The organism is Micromonospora sp. NPDC047762 (genome assembly GCF_043204655.1).
Classification (GTDB): Bacteria; Actinomycetota; Actinomycetes; order Mycobacteriales; family Micromonosporaceae; genus Micromonospora.
In genome coordinates this window covers 130,988-153,229 of the sequence record NZ_JBIDCQ010000007.1, presented here as the reverse complement: position 1 = coordinate 153,229, position 22,242 = coordinate 130,988, and the positions used below count along the sequence as shown (strand labels likewise).

The window sequence follows — 22,242 nt, the reverse complement described above, 5'->3', positions numbered from 1 at the left end:
ACTGTTGAAGTCACGACAAAAAGACGGGCGGTGACGCGGCTGTTCCGGCATCTGTCCGAAGACCGCGACGGCGGACGTTCCTAGGGTTCCGGTACGGATCGCGTCGGCGCAGCCACACCTGGCGGTGCCGGCGGAGAGGGGGCTTGCGAGTGGGAACTGGTAGGCCCTGGCGGGGCGTGTTGGTCTCCATCACCACGCCGTTCCGCGCCGACCTGTCGGTCGACGTCGACAAGCTCCAGGAACACGTCCGCTGGCTCGCTGCCGAGGGGTGCCACGGGGTCGCGCCGTGCGCGTCGGTGGGGGAGTACCGGGCTCTCACCGACGACGAGCGGGCCGCCGTGGTTCAGGCGACGGTGCAGGCCGCGCCGCCCGGCTGCGCGGTGGTGCCCGGCGTCGGTGGCTACGGCAGCAGACAGGCCCGCCGCTGGACGGAGCAGGCCGCCGAGGCCGGTGCCCACGGCGTGCTGGCGCGGCCACCCGAAGGGCCCGCTGCCCGCCCCGCCGACGTGGTCGCCCACTATCGGGAGGTGGCGGCGGTCGGCCTGCCGGTGGTCGCGCACAACGAGCCGTCCGACACCCGGTTGGACCTCACACCGGACCTGCTGGCGACCGTAGCCGAGATCGACGGGATCGTCGCGGTCAAGGAGGTCACCGGCGACGTACGCAGGTTGCATCGCCTGCGGGACCTCTGCCCCCACGTCGACGTGCTGGTCGGCGCCGACGACGTGGTGCTAGAGCTGGTGCTGTGCGGCGCCACCGGCTGGGTCGCCACCCTGCCCAACGCGCTGCCCCGCCAGTCCGTGCGCCTGTACGAGCTGTGCGTCGCCCGCGACCTGGGCCGGGCGCTGCCGCTCTACGCCGAACTGCACCCGATCCTCGGTTGGGCCTCCCGGCCCGAGTCGGTGCAGGCCGTCAAGCTCGCCATGGAGTGCGCCGGACGGTTCGGTGGGCGGTGCCGCCCGCCGCGCGGACCCCTGTCCGAGGCCGCCGTCGACCGGGTACGCCGGGACGTGCGGAGGGCCCTGGCGGCGACCACCGAACCGGCCTCCGGAGCCTCCCCTGGCTGAGCCGTCGGGGGCGTCGGTCCTTCAGGTGTCGGAAGTGGCCGGCTCACCTGCCGACATCTGCACGGTGACCGGCACCGACCCGCCCTCCTAGATTCGCTGCGCGGCTTGCTGACAGGCGCTTCGCGAAAGCCCCCGCCGGGGCGCCGGCACCGCGTTTCCTCCGACGAGAGGTGGTTTCGTGCACCGTACCCCCAACCGAGCCCGGCTGAGGCGGGCCGTGCTGGCCGCCGCCGTGGTGACCACGCTCGTGGCTACCGGGGCGGCGCAGGCCGCCGCGGCCCCGGCCAACCCGGCCGGCGGCACCGCGCCGTTCCAGGTCCTCGATCCGCAGGCCTGGCAGAACCCGGACACGATGACCTGGAACGACTACAAGGCCGTGCCCGGCAAGAACTGGGCCGACCCGAGCGTGTCCGGTTCGGTCCGCAACTTCAAGATCGCCCTGGTGGCCCTCGACTATCCGGACGAGACGTTCGCGGTCTCCCAGCGGGCCCGATCGACGGTCTTCGGCAACCCCCAGTCCGTCGCGACAAACATCCCCCGGGCGGACGTGCCGAAGTTCTACCAGGACTTCCTGAACACCCCGAACACCCTCAACAAGGGTCACACCCTGCACGAGTACTGGATGCAGGACTCCAACGGCCGCTACGGCGTCGACCTCACCGGGTTCGGGCCGTACCAGATGCCGGCCAAGTCCTACCAGTACGGGCTGGACAACGGGTTCAACCCGGGCGCCTGCCCGAGCGGGGACGTGTGCGGCAAGAACATCCGCACCGACGGCCTGGGCGCCTGGCGGGCGGCCGTCGGCGAGGAGGTCGCCAACCAGTACGAGTTGGTGTTCATCCTCAGCGCCGGCCAGGACGAGTCGTCGACCTGGCAGGAGTTCGGGCAAATGATCTTCCAGAACAAGGAGGACGTGCCGGACGCCTGGGGCCCGCCGGACCCCAACCTGCCGAACTGGGCGAAGACCCGCTACGTGGACTGGACCTCGTGGAAGGCGGCGGCGACACTGTGGCCGAACGCCGGCGGCGGTTCCTCGACGCAGGGGGAGAGCTCCGGCATGGGCGTCTACGCCCACGAGCTGTCCCATCTGCTGGGCATCGGCGACAACTACAACAACCCGTACGGCGAGCCGCTGCGCAGGGCGTACACCGGGATCTGGAGCATGATGTCGCGAGGGTCGTTCAACGGCCCGGGCGGTCCGCACACCCGCTGGCAGATCCCGCCGACCAACGGCGGCTCGATGGGTTCGCTGCACACCCTGCGGGACAAGCTCAAGATCGGCCTGCTCGGTGAGGAGCACGTGCTGCGGTTGTCGCGGGAGTCGTTGGCCTCCTCGGGCCTGGTGGTCGCACAGGTCACGGCTCGGGCGGTCGACGCCGGCCCGAAGGGTCTGAGCGGCGTCAACATCGCCTTGAACAAGGACCTGTCGCCGACGTGCGGTGTCACCACCGACCCGTTGTGCGACGGTGGCAACTTCAACAACTACACAGTCGAGGTCGTCGACCGGATGGGCGCGGACTCCTTCACCCCGGACAGCGGCGTGCTGGTCAGCAAGACGAAGAACGCCGACAGCGCGCCGTTCCAGTGGGTGGTGGACGCCAACCCGCAGGACATCAACATGATCGACTTCTACCGCCCCGACGGCACCCCGCAGAAGATCACCATGGGGGACTACCGGCAGCTCTCCGACGCGCTGTTCCACGCCGGCGCGGACACCGGCAGCCAGTACGAGTACGTCGACGAGGCGAACCGACTGCACTTCTACATCATCGACCTCAAGCGGGACTCGGCCGGCTCGCTCTCCTACACCGTGGCGGTGCGTTCGCTCGACGGCACCGGCGGGCCGAGCAGTCACGGCGTGACGTTGGGCAAGGGCGAGGTGACCGGCGGCGGCAAGCCGACCAACCGCGGGGTGACCTGCTCGTTCGAGCTGACCAACACCGGCTCGTACTCGGCCGGCGGCCAGCAGCACCCGGAGAACGTCAGCGCGTACCTGAAGTCGGACGTCTACCGCCTGTCGGCGGAGGTAGCTGGCAAGGGCTGGCGGACCTGGGTGCCCAACCAGCTCGCCACCGCGCAGTTCGGTAAGGCCACCACTGTCAAGGTGTCGGTGGGTGCCACCGCCGCCGCCGCGACCACCGGTTTCGTGAAGCTCACCGCGACCTCGGAGAGTGACCCGACGAAGACGGAGACCAAGCAGTGCCGGGTCGAGAAGTCCTGATCGACGCCCAAGGTTGACCCCGTTCCTGCCGGGTCCGCGGCGGCCTGCCGCCGCGGACCCGGCAGGCGGACGGAAGGAGGATGACGTGCGGCGAAGCACCATGGCTCTGCTGCCCCTGCTGCTGGCCGGCGCGACCGGCTGCGGTGCCGTCGGCGCTGCCGAGGAGGCGGTCTCCCCGACGACCGTCCGGGTCCTTGTTCGCGACATCAACATCCGGGCCGCGGGCGTGGACTGCGCCGGGACCGGTCCCTACCAGCACTTCCACAACCGGGCATCGTTCCGCGTGCTCGACCCCGACGGAGCGGCGCTGGCCAGCGGGCGGCTGCCGGCGGGGACCGCCGTGGCGGCCTTCGCCGAGGACCTGGGGGTCGAGCGCCTGCCCACCTACTGCGAGTTCGCCGTCGGTGTGCGCGTGCCGCAGCGGGACTCGTACCGACTGGAGGTGGACGGCCAGCCGGCACTCGACCTGACGCCGGACACCAGCGAGGGCCCGGCGCTGGTGGCGGTGGTCCCCTCATGAGGCGGGCACTCCTGCCGCTGTTGCTCGCGGCGGCGCTGCTGGGCGGATGCAGCACGCCCGATCCCGAGCGCGCGCCGACGCCCGCCGGCGGCGCGACGGCGCTGCCCGGGCCGGTCCCCGCCGACCTGGCGCTGCGGCCGGTGCCCGGCACCGCCCCGGCCGCCCCGGCGTTCACCGGCGCGCTGACCGACGGCACACCGTTCGCCGCCGCCGAGCTGTGGGCGCAGCGTCCCGTCGTGCTCACCTTCTTCAGCTCCTGGTGCACCACCTGCGCCAGCAACCAGGCCGCCCTCAGTGATCTGGCCCGCAGCTACCGGGACCGGGTGGTCTTCGTCGGCGTGGCCGGCGCGGACCAGGCCGACGAGGTCCAGGACTACCTCCGCGCTCACCGGGTGGAGTACCCGATCGTCGTGGACGACCAGCAGACGATCTGGCGTTCGTACGCGGTGCGGGAGCCCCCGGCCGTCGTGCTGGTGGCCAAGGGCGGCGCCCTGCTCCGCGGCTGGCCGGGCGGCCTGGACGCCCCCACACTCGACCGGCGGCTGCGGGAACTGGTGCTGGCCGACCAGCCATAGTCCCGTCCCCCAGCACCTCGGTGCGGCGCCGACCCGGCACCGGCCGGCGCCGCACCGAGGCACTTCCGTACCCCGAGCGCGGCTGCCCGCCGACGAGGGCCGCGCCCCGTCGAACCACACCCGGTGAAGTTCCTACACGTGCAGGTGGTGGCACAAGGCCGTCGGCTCGTAGCGTACGCAGCCTCGGACACATCAAGGAGATTGCATGCCTACAGTGGGAACGCGCTGGCGCACAGGCGTGGCCGTACTGTCCGCGACTGTGCTCGCCGCCCTCGGTGCGGCGCCGCAGGCGCAGGCGGCGGACGGCCCGCCGTCGATCGTCGTGCAGGACGGCGTCACCCAGCCGGTGTTCGGCTACGCCGACGCCATTCGGGAACGCCTGTTCATCGACTCCACCTTCGACAGCGACAACGACGGTCTGCGCGACATCATCGCGTTCGACCTGATGCGGCCGGCGGCCACCGCGCAGGGGCTCAAGGCCCCCGTGGTGATGGACGCCAGCCCCTACTACTCGACGGTCTGCCGAGGCAACGAGTCCGAGTGCAAGGCGGACCTCGACGGCGACGGGCTGCTCGACAAGTGGCCGCTGTTCTACGACAACTACTTCGTGCCGCGCGGCTACGCGGTCATCCTGCTGGACATGGTCGGCACCAACAACTCCACCGGCTGCCCGACCACCAACGCCAACCAGGACAACCTCAGCGCCAAGCAGGCCATCAACTGGCTCAACGGCCGGGCCACCGCCCGTAACGCCGCCGGTGAGGTCGTCAAGGCCGACTGGCACAACGGCAGGACGGGGATGATCGGCAAGTCGTACGACGGCTCGCTGGCCATGGCCACGGCGGTGACCGGCGTGAAGGGCCTGACCACTGTCGTGCCCATCAGCGGACCGACCGAGTACTACGACTACGTGCGCAGCAACGGCGTGGTCACCCGTGGCAACAGCTACGTGTCGTCGCTGGCCAACACGGTCACCAACCCCGAGCGGCGGGACTACTGCAAGCCGGTGCGCGACGCGATCGGCGCCGCCGACGGCGACGAGCACGGCGACTACACGGCCTTCTGGAACGAGCGCAGCTACGTCAAGAAGGTCCCCAACGTCACCGCCAGCGTGCTGCTCTACCACGGCCTCAACGACGACAACGTCCGGCCGGACCACTTCAGCAAGTTCTGGTATGCCCTGGCGGAGAACAACGTGCCGCGCAAGCTGTGGCTGTCGCAGGAGGGCCACGTCGACCCGTTCGACTCGCGCCGCGCGGTGTGGGTGTCGACGCTGCACCGGTGGTTCGACTTCTGGCTGCAGAACGTCGCCAACGGCATCATGGACGAGCCGCGGGTGGACCTGGAGCGCTCCGCCGACGTGTGGGAGACCCACGCCGACTGGCCGATCCCCGGCAAGGCGGACACTGAGGTGTTCCTGCAGCCCGCCACCACCGGCGCGGGCGGTCTCGGGCTGGTGCCCACCGCGAAGCCGGCGCCCGGGGCGTTCCAGGACAGCCGCACGCAGAGCCAGAACACCATGATCCTCAACCCGGACGTGGTGCAGCCCAACCGGCTGGCCTTCCTCTCCGCGCCACTCTCCGCGCCGCTGCACATCTCCGGCACACCCACAGTGCAACTGCGGGCCTCCGCCGACCAGACCGACACCAACCTCGGGGCGATCCTGGTCGACTACGGCACCGACGAGCGGGTGGCGCACCGGGCCTCCGGCGAGGGCATCATCACCCTGACCACTGAGGACTGCTGGGGCCAGAGCAGCCCGACCGACGACGGCTGCTACAAGCAGACCGCGAAGCGGGTGGCCACGGCCGACTACGAGCTGGTCACCAAGGGCATCATGGACGCCCAGAACCGGCAGTCGATCCGCGTCGCCGTGCCGCTGGTGCAGGGGGAGTCGTACAACTTCAGCTTCCCGCTGCTGCCCGAGGACTATGTCTTCAAGCCCGGCCACCGGATCGGCGTGATCATCGTGGCCAGCTACCCGCAGTACTCCAGCCAGGCGGACACCACCGCCGCGAACCTGCAGGTCGCTCTGAAGAGCAGCAACATCGTCCTGCCTGTGGTCGGCGGTACCGCCGCCGCGCACGCCGCCGGCCTCTGACCGGCTGATCGACGGGCCGCCCTGCGCGGCTCGTCACCGGGGCGGCCCGGCGATCAAACCTCCGCGGAGGGCCGACGATCGCCGGGCCGTCCCGCCTGCCACACCAGGCTGCTGCGCGGTGCAGGCTCGACGAGTACTGGGCACGCGGCTGCCGCGAAGACCCCGTACGCTGGCGTGGTGATCGACTTCCGCGCGGCAGTTGAAGCACGCGATCCCGATGCCATCACGGCAGCCCTTGCCGACGACGTGGTCTTCCGCAGTCCGGTGGCGTTCAAGCCCTACCCGGGAAAGGCCATCACCGCGGCGATCCTGCGCGGCGTGCTGCGGGTCTTCGAGGACTTCCGATACACCCGTGAGCTGAGCGGTGACGGGGGCCGCGATCACGCGCTGGTGTTCGAGGCGAGGATTGGCGACGTCGTCGTCGAAGGTTGCGACTTCCTGCACCTGGACGAAACCGGTCTGATCGACGAGTTCACGGTCATGGTTCGCCCACTGTCCGCCGCGCAGACTCTGGCCGCCGCGATGGCCGCCCAGTTCGAGCAGATCCAGCGGGAGGCGACCGCCGGCTAGCTCGGGCCGCAGCCGGTCGCTCGTCGGACGCCGTCTGGTCCACACATCCCAGGTCGACGATCCACCACGAGCGCCGGGCCACGACCGCGCCGGCAGCAACGGAAGCGCTACCGCCGGCGCGGCCCGGCGTCAGAGCCGGGAGGTGAAGGTGGCCAGGAACCTGTGCGGGGTGACCGCGCCGGTGTTGTCGAAGCAGATCACGTCGACGTCGGCGTTGGTGGTGTACGGCCAGGGTTGGGTGAGGTGGCAGTAGTTGCTGCCGGCGCCCTGCGCCACCACCTGGGCGTGCGTCTCCTTGATGCCGATCTGCGGGAAGGTCGCCAGGTAGCGGCCCGAGGGCGCCAGCGGCGCCACGGTGTTCGCGCCGACGCCGAGCACCGAGTTGTCGTTTGTCGGCCCGCCGACGGCGGTACCGAGGTAGCCGAAGTACGAGGGTGGGCCGAGGGAGCCGATCACCGGCCGCCGACGGTGGTACGAGAGGGCGAAGTCGGTGTTGATGAACGCGCCCGCCTGGTCGTAGCAGAAGACGTACACCTGCACGCCGGTGCCGACCGCGCTCCAGGAGTAGACCTTGCAGCGGCGGGGACCGGCGTTCGGCTGTACGGCGGTGACCTGCACGTTGCCGGCAAGCAGATCGGCCAATCCCACCCCGGGCAGCCGCACAAGGTACTGCCCGACGCCCAGCGGCCCGACCGTGTTCACGCCACCGGTGGAGTTGTACGACTGCGCCACCAGCCCGCTGCTCCACTGCACGTACGCGTGGGAGGTTCCGGCCGGCAGCACGCCCGAGCTGGTCGTCCAGAGCACTGTGAACGGAGTGTCGTCGCGCGTGCCGCCCGGCTTGTGGCACTGCACGTCGACGATCTCGTCGGTGCCGGACTGGAACCAGCGGACCACCTCGCAGTAGTGACCGGTCCGGTTCACCGGGGTCACGTGCGGCACGCCGCGTGAGCTGGCACCGATCTGCGGGAAACGGACCTGGAACCGGCCGGGGGCGAGCTTGATGCCGTCGGCCCAGGCGGCTGGGAAGGCGGTCTTCCAGCTGCCCCACTGCCGGCTGGTGTCCAGCACGGTCCAGACCGGCACTGTGGGGTCCTTGACGTACGCGAAGCCCCAGCGGTCGGCGGTGGCCGCCGCGGCCGGTGTGGGCGGCGCGAGTGCGCCGGCGGCCAGGACGGCGGCCAGTGCCGTGGTGACGAACGATCGGAGACGCATCTGTTCCTCCAGTCGACGGGAACATGTCGGAGAGGAGTGTGCGCGTGGTGATCTGATGGTCACAGTCGGCTACATTGTGCTCCGGTGTCGGCTGTCCGCTACTCGTGGCCCGACTTCTGAGCAGTGCAGGCAAGACCTCAGGCAGCCCGGACGGCGGGCCCGGAGAACGACGCGGAGCAGCCGGCGCGCGACCGCTTGCTCAGCGGATCTGGTCGGCCAGGTGGCGCACCGCGTCAGTGAACGCCTTCTCCGATTCGCAGGGCCGGTGTCCTTTGATCGGTGGCGGGAAGATGTCGCCGGACGGAGGTGTGACGGCGTACGGGTCGCGAAGCCGTCGGTCCACCGTCGCCTCCCGGTCGCACGCCGAGGGTGCCTTGTCGGGGCCCTGCGGCGGAAAGACGCGACCCCCGATGGGGTCGGTGTCCCGCCACAGATTCACCCACCGCCAGTCCACCCGGTCGGCGATCTCGTGGATCACCTCGTCGTTGACGTACGCGGGAAAGAGGCGGGCGTACAACCGTCGGAGGGGCGACCCGTGGGTCAGCAGCCCGACCCGGTCGGTGACCCGCGGCGGCAGTTGGAGCACCGTCGCGGCGAGCAGGACGGAGCCGTGGCTGTGCCCGGTGAGCACCACCGCGTTACCGGAGTCGACGAGGTGGGTGATCCGGCAGGTCAGTTCGGGAACGGCCCGTTCGGCGTAGCACGGTGGCGCGAACGGGTGCGCGGACCTGGGCCAGAACGTGCCCAGGTCCCACAGCACGCCGACGTACCGGCGGAACCACGGGGTGCGATGGGCGAAGATTCCACCGAGGACCGTGCCGACGATGAGAGCGGCGATCAGATAGCTGCCGACACCGATGCTGAAGTTGACGAAGCTGATCGGCAACCCGACGTAGCGCTGGACCAGTTCGCCGGGAGGCGTCGGCAGCAGGCCGAGCGCGACCGCTGCTATACCGATCCCGGCGAGGCAGGCGTAGAGCACCGCGAGCGGTAACAGCCGCTCGGTGAACCGGGCGCGGGCCAAGGTCTTGCGCACCTGGCGCAGTCGCGGTGCGGCATCGGGCGGCGCGTCCGGGAAGTCACGAGCAACGATTGCCGACGCGGCCCGGATCCGTCCCGGCCGTGACGCCACCGACACCACCGCGGCGACGGCCAGCGTCACCAGCACCGCCAGCGAGAAGCCGAGAATCGCCCAGATGCACGCACGTGGCGGGCTTGTTATCAACGCCTCGGCGGTGGGCGCGCCCCTGTTCAGAACGTCGGACACCCGATAGACCAGCTCAGCGGAGAAGGTGATCGCCAGACTGATCGCGGCTACGGAGGTCGCCAGGGCGCCGAGCCCGAGGGCGGGCGCGACATTCGGATCTCGACCCCGATGCCAGAACAGCACCACCCCCAGGGCAGCAAGCAGCACTGTCTGACCGATGAACAGCCCGACGACGGTCAGGTTGTAGCCGGGCAGTCCGTTCCGCTCCGGCCATGCCGAGCTGGTCAGAACGAGGATCCAGACCAGCGCGGTCAGACCGAGGGTGATCGTGCGTAGCGCGCTGGCCAACCGGTCGAGCCGCAGCTCCGTGGGCGTGGTCAGGGGTGGGGTGCAGAGCAGAACCGCGCATGTGATCAACAGAAGTCCGGCAGCCGCCGTCAGCGCGACGGTGCCGATCGACATACCCTGTGCGGACCGGGCCGCGAGCAGGCTGAGGTCCAGCGTGGCAAACGCCGCCGCGACGTGAATCGAGCGCAGTCGTGCCACCAGTGGCTCATTGTCCCACCGGCCGACGGCGGTGAGCCGGTCCGCCGCACGAGGGTGGTCGGCCGCGCGGAAGGCGTCAGAGGGAAGCGCCGGGCGCGCGCTGAGCCCCCACACCAGGCTGATGGCCGCAGCCGGTGCCAGTGCGAGCACGGCCAGGCGCAGTCCGGCAGGACGCCCCCCGAGCCAGGAGAGCCAGCTACGTCCGGCCAGGCACTCCGGTGAGGACATGCACTTCCACGCGATCACATCCAGGGCGACCCCCACGATGCTCAGCACGTACATCGAGGTCATGGTGAGCGCCAACAACCGGCACAGGGCCTTGATCACCGGGTCGCCGCCGGCTCCGGCCGGACGCATCCAGATGGCGAGGTTGATCAGCATGAAGGGCAGCAGGATCACCATCGACAACGTTCGCACCGCGTTGCCAGCGGGCAGGTTGTTCCAGCGGTAGGCCTCGAGCGTCACCGCGCCCGCCTCGCTGTCCTCGTGGTCTACCGCTCGCGGCCGGTAGAAGCCGCCCCGGTGGTCACCCGCCACCTGCTGCACGTGCGGTCGATCCAGCAGGTCATCCGGGCCGGTGGCGGACACCCCGTGCACCCGCAGTTCCACCAGGCCGTCAGCCCCAGCGCGCCCGCCCCCGTCTCGCTGATCCATCCGGTACCGGCCCCCCGGCGTGTACGAGGCTCACACCGACCCGCTCGGGTGATCCGAGGGTGCCCGTGTGGCGCAACGGGCGTACCCGGCGAAGGAAGATGCAATCCCGTGCTCGTAGCGCGAGGTCGACATCCGGGCGGGCATGTTCGCCGGGCATTCTTCGGGTATCGACTCGACGACCGGCCCGGCGTGGTACCAATTACCCGGGAAGGCGAAGCCGGCAGGAATGGGCGGCCCATGTCGACAAGGGCAGCAGCGCTGCTTCGGAAACCCGGGCAACCGCAGCGACCAAGCCTTCTGGAACTCTTCTTCGACCTGGTCTTCATCTTTGCCCTCAATCGGGTCTCGCAGCGGCTGGTTGAGGAACTCACCGAGCAGCGAGTCGTCCTCATCGAGGCCGGCGAGACCCTGCTGTTGCTGCTGGCCTTCATGGTGCTGTGGTTCGTCACGGCGTGGGTCACCGACCTCTACGATCCGCAGCGGCCCCAGCTTCAGGTGCTGGTCTACACGGCCATGCTCGGCGCGCTGGTGATGGCAGTCGCCGTGCCGCACGCGTTCGGTGACAGAAGTCTGGCCTTCGCCGGTGCGTACGTCGCGGTTCACGTCATCCGTGGCCTGGTCATCGTGCCGATACTGCGCGGCCACGAAGCTCAGCGCCGAGCAGCTGGAGTGTTCTTCTGGTTCACGTTGTCGGCCGTGCCGTGGATCGCCGGCGCGATCGTGACGGATCTGGCCCGCAGCCTGTTGTGGACGCTCGCGATCGCCATCGACGGCACGGCACTGCTGCTGTTCTATCCCGCGCCCTGGTCCCGCCCCACCCAACGGCAGTGGCCCGTCCTGGCCGAATACCTTTCCGAGCGTTACCGACAATTCTTCATCATCGCCCTCGGTGAACTTATTCTGACGACCGGGTCGGCCTACAGTGACACCTCGTTCCGGCAGGGAGGAGCCGCAGCCGCCTTCGCGGTCTCATTCATCACGACCGTGCTCCTGTTTCGCGTCTACATTTTCAGGGCGGGCCAACTGTTGCCCGAAGCCATCAGAGCTGCCGCGGAGCCCGCGCATCTCATCCGAGAGGCTTTCCTCGCGCACGTACTCATGGTGGCCGGGATCGTCGCTGTTGCCGTCGGGTATGAAATCGTGATCGAACATCCGTTCGGGCACACCAACGCGGCGTGGATCCTCGTTGTCCTGGGCGGACCGATGCTTTTCCTGATCGGACGAGCCCTGGTGGAACACGCCGTGTTCGCCCGGGTGTCCCACTCCCGGATCGTCGGCGCTCTGGCGCTTGCCGCCGCCTCGCCGTTCATGATCCTTCTGCCGCCGCTGGCCGTGGCCGCCACCGCCGTCGTCGTCCTCGCCGGCATCGCGGCTTCCGACGCCGTCCACGCCAGGGGGAAACCGCCCGAAGGGCCGCACCCGCCCAATCCCAGAAAGTGAGCGGCAGACACTATGCACCGTGGCGGGTCCGCCTGCCACTGGCGTGCTGCTGTCCGGCCGGACGAACCGGACATCGTCCGGCTGTCTGCTCATGACCCCGTGGCGTCCGCTCGCTGTCCACCCCCGGGGCACTCTTCGGGCGGGGCGTAGGCACGAATGGTGCCGTTGTGCCGAGCAACCCTGTCGTCAGCGGTGAGGGGTACGAGGCGTTTACAGACGGGGCACCGTCCCCGTTGGTGCTGCGAGCGCTGGGTCACGGTGCCTCCTAGGTAGGTCCTGCGCGCATCCGCCGAGCCTGCCGTCATCGTTGCCGATCGAGGCTCGGAAGCGCGCTGATCACGGGGCCGCCGGCCACCCTCGGGCGGCCTGGTGCGCAGGCACCGCTAACTTCGCGGCAGCACGGTGATGGCCGCGACGGCGCTGTTGATGACGGTGGCCGTCACGGTGCGGGTCACGGCCGCCGCCGCGGCGTCGGCGCCCCAGTCGCCACGCTCGAGTTCCTTGGCCCGCGTGATGACCGGTGACGTCCAGGGGATCTCGCGGTGGAACTGCGGGAGCGTCCCGCTCGCGGAGAGCAGCGCCGCGAGCGCGGCGACACGGGCCTGCGGCTGCGCACCGTCCACGAGGACCCGCCGGACGTCGGCGAGCAGGCGGGCCCGTCGTTCCGTTCTACCCTCCCGTAGGGCTGTCGTCCGGAACAGGCCGAGCACCTTACGGGGCTCCTGGTCGATGTCGCCCCGGGCGATGAGCCGCTCCAACACCGGCTTGCGCAGGACGGGGCCGACCGCGGCCAGGGCCGTCTGCACCCCTCTCGGTTTCTCGGCGAGGTAGTCCCACGCCGGGCGCAGGAGGTCATCCGACGGTGGATGCCCCGCCACGCTGCTGACCCGTCCCCGGGCCTCGGTGGCCAGGTGACCGCCGAGGGCGAGGTCCGCGAGGACGGCTCCGCCGAGGACGTAGAAGAGGGTGTTCTCTCCCGCGATGGTTCCGGAGTTGGGTTGGAACAGGAGCAGCAGGAGGTCTTCCACCACTGTCGGCGTCCCCGGGCGGGCTTCGGTGGTCATCGGCGGGGCTCCCAGCGGAAGAGTCGGGTGGCGAGGGCGACGGCGACGACGACCCAGCCGAGCGTGGGCGCGAGCAGGGCAAGCGAGTCGGTCACGGCGACGCCGCCGTTCCAGGCGTTCATGGTCAGTTCGGTGGCGGCGCCGCCCGGCAGGAGGCGCTTGATCAAGGTGAGGTCCTCGGTGCCGGTGATGCCGACCCAGCTGGCCACGGCGATCACGCCGAGGGTGACGGGAAGGGTGGTGACCTGAGCGTGTTCGGGTGAGTTGGTCAGCCCGGCGGTGGCCAGCGCCAGGGCGATCATCATGGCCAGGGTGGCGATGGTCGCGACCACGAGCAGGGCGATGTTCGCCGGTGCGCCGGCGACCACGGCGAGGGCGGTCAGGATCGCTGTGACCTGGATCAGGGCGAGGACGACGACGGGCAGCAGGAGGCCGGCGAGGATGGTGGTGTCGGTTGCGGCGGTGGAGCGTAGGCGTTTGAGGAAGAGGTTCTGGCGTCGGGAGGCCAGGGTGGTGACGGCGGTGGTGTAGAGGCCGAAGGCGGTGATGGTGAAGAGGATGATCGCGGCGATGTAGCCGAGGCTGCCGAGGTCGGCGAAGGTGTCGTGTTGGCGGACGAAGTAGGCGCTGACCACGACGGGGATGATGAGGCTGGTGATCAGGACCAGTCGGTTGCGGAAGATCTGGATCAGTTCGCTGGAGGCGATGGGAAACACGGGGCGCTCCTGTCGAGATGGCGGGTCAGTTGTTGATGGCGCGGAAGACGTCGTCGAGGCGGGTCGGCCCGGCCTCCAAGCCCTGCAGCTCCACGGCGTGATCCTGCGCCCACCGGAGCAGGATGTGCAGGTCGTTCTGCAGTTCGAAGGTCTCGACCACGACCTTCCCGTCCACGTCGACGGCGGCTGGCAGCGGCAGTGCCGATGTCGGTGCGGGAAGGGCGAAGCGGATGACGGCGGGCAGGGTGCGGGTCAGTTCGGCGACGGTACCTTCGCGGTGCAGGGTGCCGTGGTGCATCAGTCCAATGCGGTCGGCGCGTTGTTGTGCTTCTTCCAGGTAGTGGGTGGTGAGCACGATGGTGGCGCCGTTTTCGCGGAGTCGGTCGACGGTTGCCCAGACGGCGTCGCGGGATTGGATGTCCAGGCCGGTGGTGGGTTCGTCGAGGACGATCAGTTCTGGAGTGCCGTAGACGGCGGTGGCGAAGTCGAGGCGGCGTTTTTCGCCGCCGGAGAGCTGGGCTACTTTGCGCCGGGCACGGCTGGTGAGGTCGACGAGGTCGAGTACCCGGTCGACGTCGTCGGTGCGTGCGGTGAGTCGGCCGATCAGGCCGACGGACTCCCGGACGGTGAGGTCGGGGGAGAATCCGCTCTCCTGGAGCATGACGCCCATTCGGGGACGTACCGTCTGGCGGTCGTCGGGGCGGTGCCCGAAGACACGTACGGTGCCGGAGGTTGACCTGCGGTGTCCCTCGATGACTTCCAGGGTCGAGGTCTTCCCGGCCCCGTTGGTGCCCAGCAGCGCGTAGAGCTCTCCAGGTCGTACCTCGAAGGAAAGGTCCCTGACGGCGTGGAAATCACCGTAGGTGAGGTTCAGCCGGTCAACTTCGATGACAGGTGTGGTGGACATGCACCTATGACAGCGCGGGCGCAGCCGATCTGTCAGTGGCACCACGTCATCACCGCAAGTGACGTGGTGTCACTGGTCCTGATCCCTGGCTGCCGGATACTGACCTGGTGACCGCGAGATCGCCGCGCTTCACCCAGTCGACGCAGGGAAGGCTGCGCCGGCTCAACCTCGCGACATCACTGCCGCCGGTGGTGTTCGCCGCGGTGATCCTGCTCTACACCGACGCGCGCGCCTGGTGGCACGTTGTCGTCCTGGCACCCGGTGCGGTGGCGGCCGTGGTGGCCTTCGAACGCTGGACGGCAAACGACCTCGCCCGGGTCGCGCTGCCCTGCTTGGTCGTGGCGGCGGCGGTCTGGCCGCTCGGGGTCCTGGTGACCGGCAGCCCCAACGCCTACTGGGGTGTCTGCGCCGTGGGTTCGCTTTCCCTGCGCGAGGTGCGACGGCACCGGGCTCTGACGATAGCCGGGCTGTTCACCTACGTCGCCGTCGTCGGCGTGGCGCGGCTGCTGGTGCAGCGGGACGACACCGTGGGCGTCCTGGTCACCTACGTTCTCATCCCGACCGCTCTCACCGTCCTCGTGACGGTCTTCACCGTCGTGGGCGAGCGGTTCTACGACCTCATCCGGGAGCTCGAACAGACTCGGGAACGCGAGGCGGAGCTGGCGGTGGTCCGGGAGCGGGTGCGGTTCGCCAGCGACCTGCACGACATCCAGGGCCACACCCTGCACGTGGTCAAGCTGAAGATCGCCCTGGCCCAGCGGCTGCTGCTGCGCGACACCGCTCGGGCGGAGAAGGAGCTGCGGGAGACGTACACGCTGGTCAGCGACACCATCGCGCAGACCAAGGAACTCGCCTACGCGCAGCGGCGGCTCAACCTCACCGCGGAGATCGAGAACGCGAAGAACCTGTTCGAGGCCGCCGGCATCCGGGTCCGAGTGACCCGGGAGGCCGAGGTCGATGCCCGCGCCAGCGAACTGCTCGGGCAGGTGCTGCGGGAGACGACCACTAACATCCTGCGGCACGCGCAGGCCGCCCAGGTGCAGATCACGCTCGCCGCGTCGGGCATCACCGTCGTCAACGACGGCGTGACCGCCACCTCGCCCCCGCAGCTCAGGGGCCTGGCGACGCTGAGGCAACGGGTGGCGGACGACGGAGGTGAGCTGTCCGTGGAACAGAAGGACGGGCGGTTCCTGACCGCAGCGACCTTCCCACCCGCTCGGGTCGACGCGGCCCCGACGGTTAGCGGGAAGGACGACCGATGACCACCATCGTGCTCGCCGACGACGAGGCGCTGCTGCGCACGGCCCTGGCCGCGCTGCTGCCGATGGAGGGCGACATCACCGTTCTCGCCGAGGCGCAGGACGGCCGGACGGCGATCGCCGCCACCCTGCGGCACCGGCCCGACGTGTTGGTCATCGACCTGGAGATGCCGGGCGTGGACGGCCTGGGCGCGGTCGCCGAGATCCGCCGCGAGCGGCCGGAGCAGGTGATCCTCATGCTGACCCGGCATGCCCGGCCCGGCGTGCTGCGCAAGGCGCTGAAGCTCGGCGTCCAAGGCTTCGTCAGCAAATCCGCCGAGCCGGCTCACATCACCTCGGTCATCGCAACCCTGCACGCGGGGAAACGCTGGATAGACCCGGACGTGTCCGTGCTCGCCGTCACCGAGGACTCCCCCCTCACCGAGCGTGAAGCCGACGTCCTGCGGGTCACCGGCGAAGGCTACTCGGTCGCCGACATCGCGGCTCGGCTCCACCTGGCTCCGGGCACCGTCCGCAACTACCTGTCCAACGCGATGCGCAAGACCCAGACCCGGACCCGCCACGAAGCGGCCCGCTACGCCCGCGAACACGACTGGCTGTAGGCGCGTCCGCCGTCGCCGACCGTGACCGTGAGTTGCGACTGTCCGAGGAAATGTCACTGTGACGTGGTGACGTGGTGGCACTGACGGCGAGGCGCCATGAGCGCTGCAATGGGATCTCCACACCGACGAGAGGGAGCTCCCCGATGAACGCCCCCAGAGCCGCAGAACCCTGGACAGGGACGAGCTCTTCTGATGCGGGAGGCTCGCGCCTCCAGACGCCGGAGCATTCCCGGCTGGCCGTCGACAGCTCCCGGCCCTTCGGCGCCCACCTTCGGATGAGCTGGTGGAAGCCGCTGGTGGTCATCGGCGTGCCGCCGCTGGCGATGGTGGTGCTACAGGTTCTGCTCTACCAGCTCGTGGGCGTCATCGAGGGCAGCGACGACCCGATGTCGGCCACCCTCACGCCATTGAAGTTCCTGGCCGTCAACCTCAGCATCGGCACGGCGGGCGCCCTGGCGATCCTGCTCCTGGTCTGGATCGCCAGGGTGCCGTGGCGCAGCCTGATCAGTGCGCCCCGAGCCTTCGACGCTCGCCGCCTGACGTACTACCTGGCCGCGGCGGCGCTGCTGGTGGGCGCCGGGATCGGTGTCGTGGCGCTGGTCGCGCCCGACGCCCCGGGCTGGACCGCCTTCGGTGTCACCGGCACGACGATCGGCATGCTGGCGATCATCGCGCTGAGCACCCCGGTGCAGGCCGTCGGCGAGGAGCTGATGTTCCGAAGTGCGGTGCTGCCCGCCGCCGCGTCCTGGGTGCGTGCGGTTCGCCCCGCCCTGGTCGTCGGGCTCGTCGTATCCGGCCTGGGCTTCGCCGTGGTCCACGGCTCGGCTGACCCCTGGTTGTTCGGCTACTACACCGTGATCGGGGTCAGCACTGGCCTGATGGCCATCATCAGCCGCGGCATCGAGGCACCGGTTGCCTTCCACGTCGCCAACAACGTCCTGTTCACGATCGTCAACACGCTGATGGCAGACGGCGAGGCCTTCGCGATCGACCGGTCCACCGACTCCGGTGACGCGTCCCTGCTGATCCTCGGCGTCGTCAACGTCGCCATGGTGGTGCTGGTCTGGCTGCGCGAGCGGCGAGCCCGGCCCCGGGCCGTCAATAGTCAGTAGGACCGCAGGCCGTCGTGACCAGCGAGCGATTGGAGACGCCCTCGTCTGGTCGGGTGTGCGTCGGTGCTCCCGCACCTCGCTCTCCTGGGGGAGTGGAACCGACCCAATGAGGGAGGCGTCACGCTGTCGGCTCGGCGAGGGTGCTGGTATGCCCGCTTTCAGTAGTCGTCGCTGGGCGTACGGCGCCTTGGCTTGGTTGATCGTCTTTGTGGTGTCCCACGTGATCCTGGTGCTCTTCCCTGGGCGCGATCCAACCGGTGACGGACCGTGGGGCATGAGGGCCTACGTGATCTTCAACGTGGTGCTCATCTCGATGTCGGCCCTCGGAGCAGTCGTCGTTCTGGCCACTGTCCGCCCGCCGGCGCGACATCTTCCCCGGTGGCTGCTTCTGACCCCACTGGTGTTTGGCAGCGTGCTGCTCGTGATCCGGGGTCTGCCAGGAGTGGCCGAGAACATTGTGATGGTCAGCGGTGTCCGTCGCGGTGGTTTCATGGGGGTGGCGGACGTCTCCACTGGCGAGTTCTGGGCCGGCATCGCAATCAACACCTACTTCTTCGCCGGAGCGGCGTTGCTGGTCGGGACAACCGTTTCCTACGGCCGACGATCAGCGAAGCCGTCTCGCTGAGGCGTACCGGCGTCCGCACGGGCGATCTCCTGCCGCAACAGCGCCGCCTCGTCGTCGCGGTCGCAGAGCAGCAGCACCTTGAACTCTGGTTGGCCGAACGGCCTGGCCCAGTGGTGTACGGCCTGCGACAGGATGCACAACAGCGTGTGCCGATCCTCGGCGCTGCTGGACAACACCCGGGGCGCGTTCTCGACGACGACGAGATACCCGTCCGCGGGCATCCATCTCAGGTCGCGGAGGCAGTCGGACAGCGCGGCCCAGTTCCACCCGAAGTAGCCGGGAAAGAGCAGCGCGTCGGAGAACTCGTAGAAGGTGTGGTCCGCATCCGTCATCCTCGCACCGTCGAGCCGCGCGACGACGAATCTGCCGGCTGCCGGTAGTACCGCCGCCAGCTCGACCAGGGCACTGCGTGAGCAGACCTCGACCTGATCGGTGGGGCCACTCCACCAGCTGCTCATCGGACGATGACCAGGTTGGCCATGTCGACGACCGGCCGGTAGCCGAGGGCGGCGTAGATCTTGTTCGACGTCGGGTTGGCCTGGTCGGTGAACAGGCAGACCTGCGTACCCTCGGCCTGGATTCGGCGGGAGACCTCGGCGACCGCGTTGCTTGCCCAACCGCGCCCCCGTTGGGCCGGCGGTGTGTACACCGGGCCAAGGCGGGCCACCCCGAACGACGGTGGGTTGGCACCGGTGAGGTGCACCGGCTCCCCGGTCTCGTCGAGCCAGAACCACAGCCGTCCGGCGTGGATCCGACGCAGCACCTCCGTATGGTCGGGCACTTCGTGCGCGCTGGCACCACGCGGGCGGCCCGCCTGTTCGTCGGCGTCGCCCACGAACGCGTCGAGCCACTCGGTGACCAGTCCCGCGTGCTTCACGGTCGCGGTCACCAAGCTGCCGGGCACCGGTGGCGGCGATGTCAGCTCGCCGAGCTGGTGCAGCCGTGTGTGCTGGTTGACCCGGACTTCGCCTCCGCCGAGCTGGGCCAGCGCGGCGGCGCACAGGTCGACCGCGGGCAGGGCGCCGTTGACCGCGAGGACCTCCTCCCCGCGCTCGTGCAACGCGTGGGCGAGCGCAACGGCCGCCTCGTCGGGCATGGGCAGCAGGAACGGCGGATAGGGGGCATACGGCGCCGAGCGCATGCCGGCACCGACCACCGCGCCGGAGTCGTCGCTGACCACGAGCCACCAGTTACGGTCGGGCTGAGGGATACCCTCTGCCCGTTGCGACAACAGCCGGTGCGCGATGGTGGTCACGACCGTGCTGACGACCGGATCGGCGCCCAGGTGGTCACCCGCAACGGCCAGGAACTCGCCCGGATCGGTGAGGAATCGCAGCCGCAGTCCGGTCCTCGGGACAATGCTCATCCGCGTACGCTAGCCACCGCCCACCGGATCGACACCGGAATTTTGTGCGGCCCGGGGACCTGCAGGCGCTGCACCAACCGGGCGGCGGGCCCACGGTTGGTTCCGTCCGGGCGGGGTACACCGCCGCGAGTGGCGCGGGGGCTGCGTTCACCCCGGCTTGGCCACCGAAGGTACTTCGGAGGGGCCGATGTCGGGTGCGTCAGCGCGGCCAAGCGGGCCCGGGACGTCCGATGACGTGGTGGAGCTGCGGGTCCACGGAGCCGCCAACGCCAGCGCCGCCCAGGTGTTGAACGCGGCGCAGGTCGAGCAGGTCGCGGGCGACCGCAGTGGGGGCTTCTACCGCCCCCACCGCCCATGTTCGTGCGGCAGCGGCGAACGGGTGACGGAGGCGTACCGCTGGGGTGACCTGCCCGCCGGAAGCGTGGTCAGGACACTGTCGCTGGTGTTCCTCCTGCCGTTCATGCTGGCCAACCTGGCGATCTGGATGCGACCGGCGAGCCCTGGCTCCGACGCGATGGTCAGATCCCTGTGCCGGTTGCTGGCGCTCACTCTCACCGCGCTGTATGTGCTTGCCTTCGTCGGCGTCACGCTGGACCTGATCGCGTGGAAGTGCATGGGCTCGCCACGTTGCCTGGACGGGCGCACCTGGTTGTCCTGGTTGGGCGGGCAACCGGTGGGCCTGCGCCTCGCGGTACTGGCGGTGATTCCGGCCGGCGCCATCGGTCTGCTCTGGCGTGCCAGCACCCGGCCGCGAAAGATGTTCGACGCGTTCCGTGCTCCGGCGGACGAGGTTTCCGAGCATCGTCTCGGCGGGATCGGTCAGTGGGACGCCGGGCCGCTGGTGGGACGGCTGCGTTCGATTCACGTCGCGGCGGCGTTCGCGACACTGGACGTCGCTCTGCTCGCCGCCCGAGCCGCGAACGGCGCCTCGGCCAGCACCATCTCGTTGGCCGTGGCCACCGGGGCGGTGCTGGCCAGCTGCGTGGTCCTGCTCTGTCTGCCCCCGTTGCTCGACCGGGCCGCCTCGGACCAGCGGCTGGATCGAATCACCCGCGCGGTGCGAACGGTGGCCGTGGCCCTGACCATCGTGGTGACGGCCCACGTCCTCGCCAGCCCGGCGCCGTGGCGCGAGGGGGGCGGCCTACCCGGCTACGGCGCAGTTCTCACCTTGCTGTTCGTCGCCCAGACGACCCTGCTGACCGCCCTCGGCGCGGTGCTGCTCTGGCACCGGTTTCGCCGGCGGGACGCCATCCCGCTGCTTGGGCTGGGCGCACTGGTGATGGCGGCCAGCGCGGTCAGTCTGGCGGTGGCAGTGTCCGCCGAGTTCGTCTACCGGGTGGCGGATTTCCTGGATCGTGACGCACCGACCGGAGAAGGCCTGGCGTCCGGTCTGCCGCCGGCGTTCACCTGGGCGATCTTCGGCTTTCTCCGGACCGTGCTGTTCACGTTGGTGGTGGCGGTTCCGGTCGTCCTCATCTCTCGTCGCCGTCGACTTCATGCTGCGGCGGTGATCGTCGACTGCGACTACCCGGAGCGCCCGCCGACGGCCGCGACCCGACTTCGGCAGGTGCGGGAGGCGATAGCAAGGGCCCGCTTCACGGAAAGACTGATTCCGTTGGCGGTGGTCTACGCATGCCTGGCCGGGATCGGCACGGCCACCACCACCCTCGGGCTGCTGGACCTGCTGCCGAGCGAGTCCGTGCAGCGGTACGCACGGGTGCCCGGTGATCTGATCACCTTCTCCATCGCGTTCGGGAGCTGGGGGATCGCCGCGATCATCCTCGGTCTGACCATCGGCGGGATCTTCGCCTACCGGACTGTCGAATTCAGGCGCCACGTCGGTGTCCTGTGGGACCTGGGCACGTTCTGGCCCCGGGCCGCCCACCCGTTCGCCCCACCCTGCTACGCCGAACGGGCCGTGCCGGAGTTGACCCGACGAATCACCTACCTCGTCGGACGCGGCAACCTCGTGCTGCTCACCGCGCACAGCCACGGTTCGGTCCTGGCCGCCGCGACAGTGCTCCAGTTACCGCCCCAGGTCAGCAGTCGAGTCGCTCTGCTCACCCACGGCTCACCACTGAGCCGACTCTACGCGCGACTCTTCCCCGCCTTCGTCGACGACGAGGTGCTGCACGAGATCGGCGCTCGGGTGGACTGGCGGTGGGTGAACCTGTGGCGCGACACCGACTCGGTCGGCGGTTGGATATTCAGCGCCCACCGGACACCCGCGCCAGTGACCGTCGGCGGGACTGCGGCAACGGTGGACCGCCGGCTACGGGATCCCGCCGACGTGGTGCCCCTACCTGGCGACAGCGTCCCGCCGCCGATCCAGGGACACCGGCCCGGCGGATCGGAGCGGCGGTACGCCGAGGCGGCCCGCGAGTTGATCGAGCGCCTTCGCCAGCCGGTGGACTCAGTACCGCTTCCGGGCGACCCGCCGAGCGGGGCAGTGGCGGATCCGTAGCAGTGACGCGG

The 22,242-nt window shown here is 69.8% G+C and carries 19 protein-coding genes; 12 read left to right on the top strand and 7 right to left on the bottom strand.

The features are described 5' to 3' along the window. Positions 1–149: 149 nt before the first annotated feature. From ACGF3C_RS22125 to ACGF3C_RS22100, 6 genes are all read left to right on the top strand, one after another. A complete protein-coding gene (locus ACGF3C_RS22125; RefSeq protein ID WP_393224727.1) occupies positions 150–1,067 on the top strand; it encodes a dihydrodipicolinate synthase family protein in 918 nt (305 codons plus the stop codon). A 178-nt stretch (positions 1,068–1,245) separates the two neighbouring features. Then, positions 1,246–3,288 carry a M6 family metalloprotease domain-containing protein gene (locus ACGF3C_RS22120; RefSeq protein ID WP_393224724.1) on the top strand — a complete coding sequence of 681 codons (2,043 nt, stop codon included), beginning with the start codon at positions 1,246–1,248 and terminating at the stop codon, positions 3,286–3,288. An 85-nt stretch (positions 3,289–3,373) separates the two neighbouring features. Further along, the gene (locus tag ACGF3C_RS22115; protein ID WP_393224721.1) at positions 3,374–3,808 is read left to right on the top strand and encodes a hypothetical protein; all 435 of its coding nucleotides are present in this window, start codon (positions 3,374–3,376) and stop codon (positions 3,806–3,808) included. Next, positions 3,805–4,383, top strand: coding sequence for a TlpA family protein disulfide reductase (locus ACGF3C_RS22110; protein WP_393224718.1), 579 nt, complete (start codon positions 3,805–3,807; stop codon positions 4,381–4,383). The genes ACGF3C_RS22115 and ACGF3C_RS22110 overlap by 4 nt, the downstream gene beginning before the upstream one ends. A gap of 205 nt (positions 4,384–4,588) precedes the next feature. Further along, on the top strand, positions 4,589–6,484 hold the full coding sequence (locus tag ACGF3C_RS22105; protein WP_393224715.1) for a CocE/NonD family hydrolase: 1,896 nt from the start codon (positions 4,589–4,591) through the stop codon (positions 6,482–6,484). A 177-nt stretch (positions 6,485–6,661) separates the two neighbouring features. Continuing rightward, positions 6,662–7,054 carry a nuclear transport factor 2 family protein gene (locus tag ACGF3C_RS22100; RefSeq protein WP_357233610.1) on the top strand — a complete coding sequence of 131 codons (393 nt, stop codon included), beginning with the start codon at positions 6,662–6,664 and terminating at the stop codon, positions 7,052–7,054. A 129-nt stretch (positions 7,055–7,183) separates the two neighbouring features. Here the strand turns inward: ACGF3C_RS22100 and ACGF3C_RS22095 are convergent, their stop codons facing one another. Both ACGF3C_RS22095 and ACGF3C_RS22090 read right to left on the bottom strand, forming a co-directional pair. Then, positions 7,184–8,269, bottom strand: a complete 1,086-nt coding sequence (locus ACGF3C_RS22095) for a hypothetical protein (RefSeq protein WP_357259560.1) — start codon at positions 8,267–8,269, stop codon at positions 7,184–7,186. A 199-nt stretch (positions 8,270–8,468) separates the two neighbouring features. Next, positions 8,469–10,676, bottom strand: coding sequence for a hypothetical protein (locus ACGF3C_RS22090; RefSeq protein WP_393224712.1), 2,208 nt, complete (start codon positions 10,674–10,676; stop codon positions 8,469–8,471). A gap of 237 nt (positions 10,677–10,913) precedes the next feature. On the opposite strand from ACGF3C_RS22090, the gene ACGF3C_RS22085 reads away from it, so the two are divergent. Then, complete coding sequence (locus tag ACGF3C_RS22085; RefSeq protein WP_357230523.1) at positions 10,914–12,116, top strand: low temperature requirement protein A; 1,203 nt, start codon at positions 10,914–10,916, stop codon at positions 12,114–12,116. Positions 12,117–12,499: 383 nt separating this feature from the next. On the opposite strand, the gene ACGF3C_RS22080 is transcribed toward ACGF3C_RS22085, so the two are convergent. The 3 genes from ACGF3C_RS22080 to ACGF3C_RS22070 are packed head-to-tail and all read right to left on the bottom strand — an operon-like array spanning position 12,500 to position 14,848. After that, positions 12,500–13,180, bottom strand: a complete 681-nt coding sequence (locus tag ACGF3C_RS22080) for a GPP34 family phosphoprotein (RefSeq protein WP_357230520.1) — start codon at positions 13,178–13,180, stop codon at positions 12,500–12,502. Next, on the bottom strand, positions 13,177–13,896 hold the full coding sequence (locus ACGF3C_RS22075) for an ABC transporter permease (RefSeq protein WP_357230517.1): 720 nt from the start codon (positions 13,894–13,896) through the stop codon (positions 13,177–13,179). The genes ACGF3C_RS22080 and ACGF3C_RS22075 overlap by 4 nt, the downstream gene beginning before the upstream one ends. Positions 13,897–13,921: 25 nt before the next feature. After that, positions 13,922–14,848 carry an ABC transporter ATP-binding protein gene (locus tag ACGF3C_RS22070; RefSeq protein WP_357230514.1) on the bottom strand — a complete coding sequence of 309 codons (927 nt, stop codon included), beginning with the start codon at positions 14,846–14,848 and terminating at the stop codon, positions 13,922–13,924. Positions 14,849–14,910: 62 nt separating this feature from the next. On the opposite strand from ACGF3C_RS22070, the gene ACGF3C_RS22065 reads away from it, so the two are divergent. From ACGF3C_RS22065 to ACGF3C_RS22050, 4 genes are all read left to right on the top strand, one after another. After that, entirely contained in the window at positions 14,911–16,065 is a 1,155-nt protein-coding gene (locus tag ACGF3C_RS22065) for a sensor histidine kinase (RefSeq protein ID WP_393224706.1), read from the top strand. Then, entirely contained in the window at positions 16,062–16,664 is a 603-nt protein-coding gene (locus tag ACGF3C_RS22060; RefSeq protein ID WP_393224703.1) for a response regulator, read from the top strand. Before ACGF3C_RS22065 ends, ACGF3C_RS22060 begins: the two co-directional genes overlap by 4 nt. A 275-nt stretch (positions 16,665–16,939) precedes the next feature. Further along, positions 16,940–17,776 carry a CPBP family intramembrane glutamic endopeptidase gene (locus tag ACGF3C_RS22055; RefSeq protein WP_393224700.1) on the top strand — a complete coding sequence of 279 codons (837 nt, stop codon included), beginning with the start codon at positions 16,940–16,942 and terminating at the stop codon, positions 17,774–17,776. Positions 17,777–17,924: 148 nt separating this feature from the next. Then, complete coding sequence (locus ACGF3C_RS22050) at positions 17,925–18,401, top strand: hypothetical protein (RefSeq protein WP_393224697.1); 477 nt, start codon at positions 17,925–17,927, stop codon at positions 18,399–18,401. Here the strand turns inward: ACGF3C_RS22050 and ACGF3C_RS22045 are convergent. Further along, positions 18,368–18,859, bottom strand: coding sequence for a barstar family protein (locus ACGF3C_RS22045; RefSeq protein WP_393224695.1), 492 nt, complete (start codon positions 18,857–18,859; stop codon positions 18,368–18,370). The genes ACGF3C_RS22050 and ACGF3C_RS22045 overlap by 34 nt on opposite strands. Beyond that, the gene (locus ACGF3C_RS22040; protein ID WP_393224692.1) at positions 18,856–19,767 is read right to left on the bottom strand and encodes a GNAT family N-acetyltransferase; all 912 of its coding nucleotides are present in this window, start codon (positions 19,765–19,767) and stop codon (positions 18,856–18,858) included. Before ACGF3C_RS22040 ends, ACGF3C_RS22045 begins: the two co-directional genes overlap by 4 nt. A gap of 238 nt (positions 19,768–20,005) precedes the next feature. Between ACGF3C_RS22040 and ACGF3C_RS22035 the strand changes: the two genes are divergently transcribed. Continuing rightward, complete coding sequence (locus ACGF3C_RS22035) at positions 20,006–22,231, top strand: hypothetical protein (RefSeq protein ID WP_393224689.1); 2,226 nt, start codon at positions 20,006–20,008, stop codon at positions 22,229–22,231. Positions 22,232–22,242: the final 11 nt, after the last annotated feature.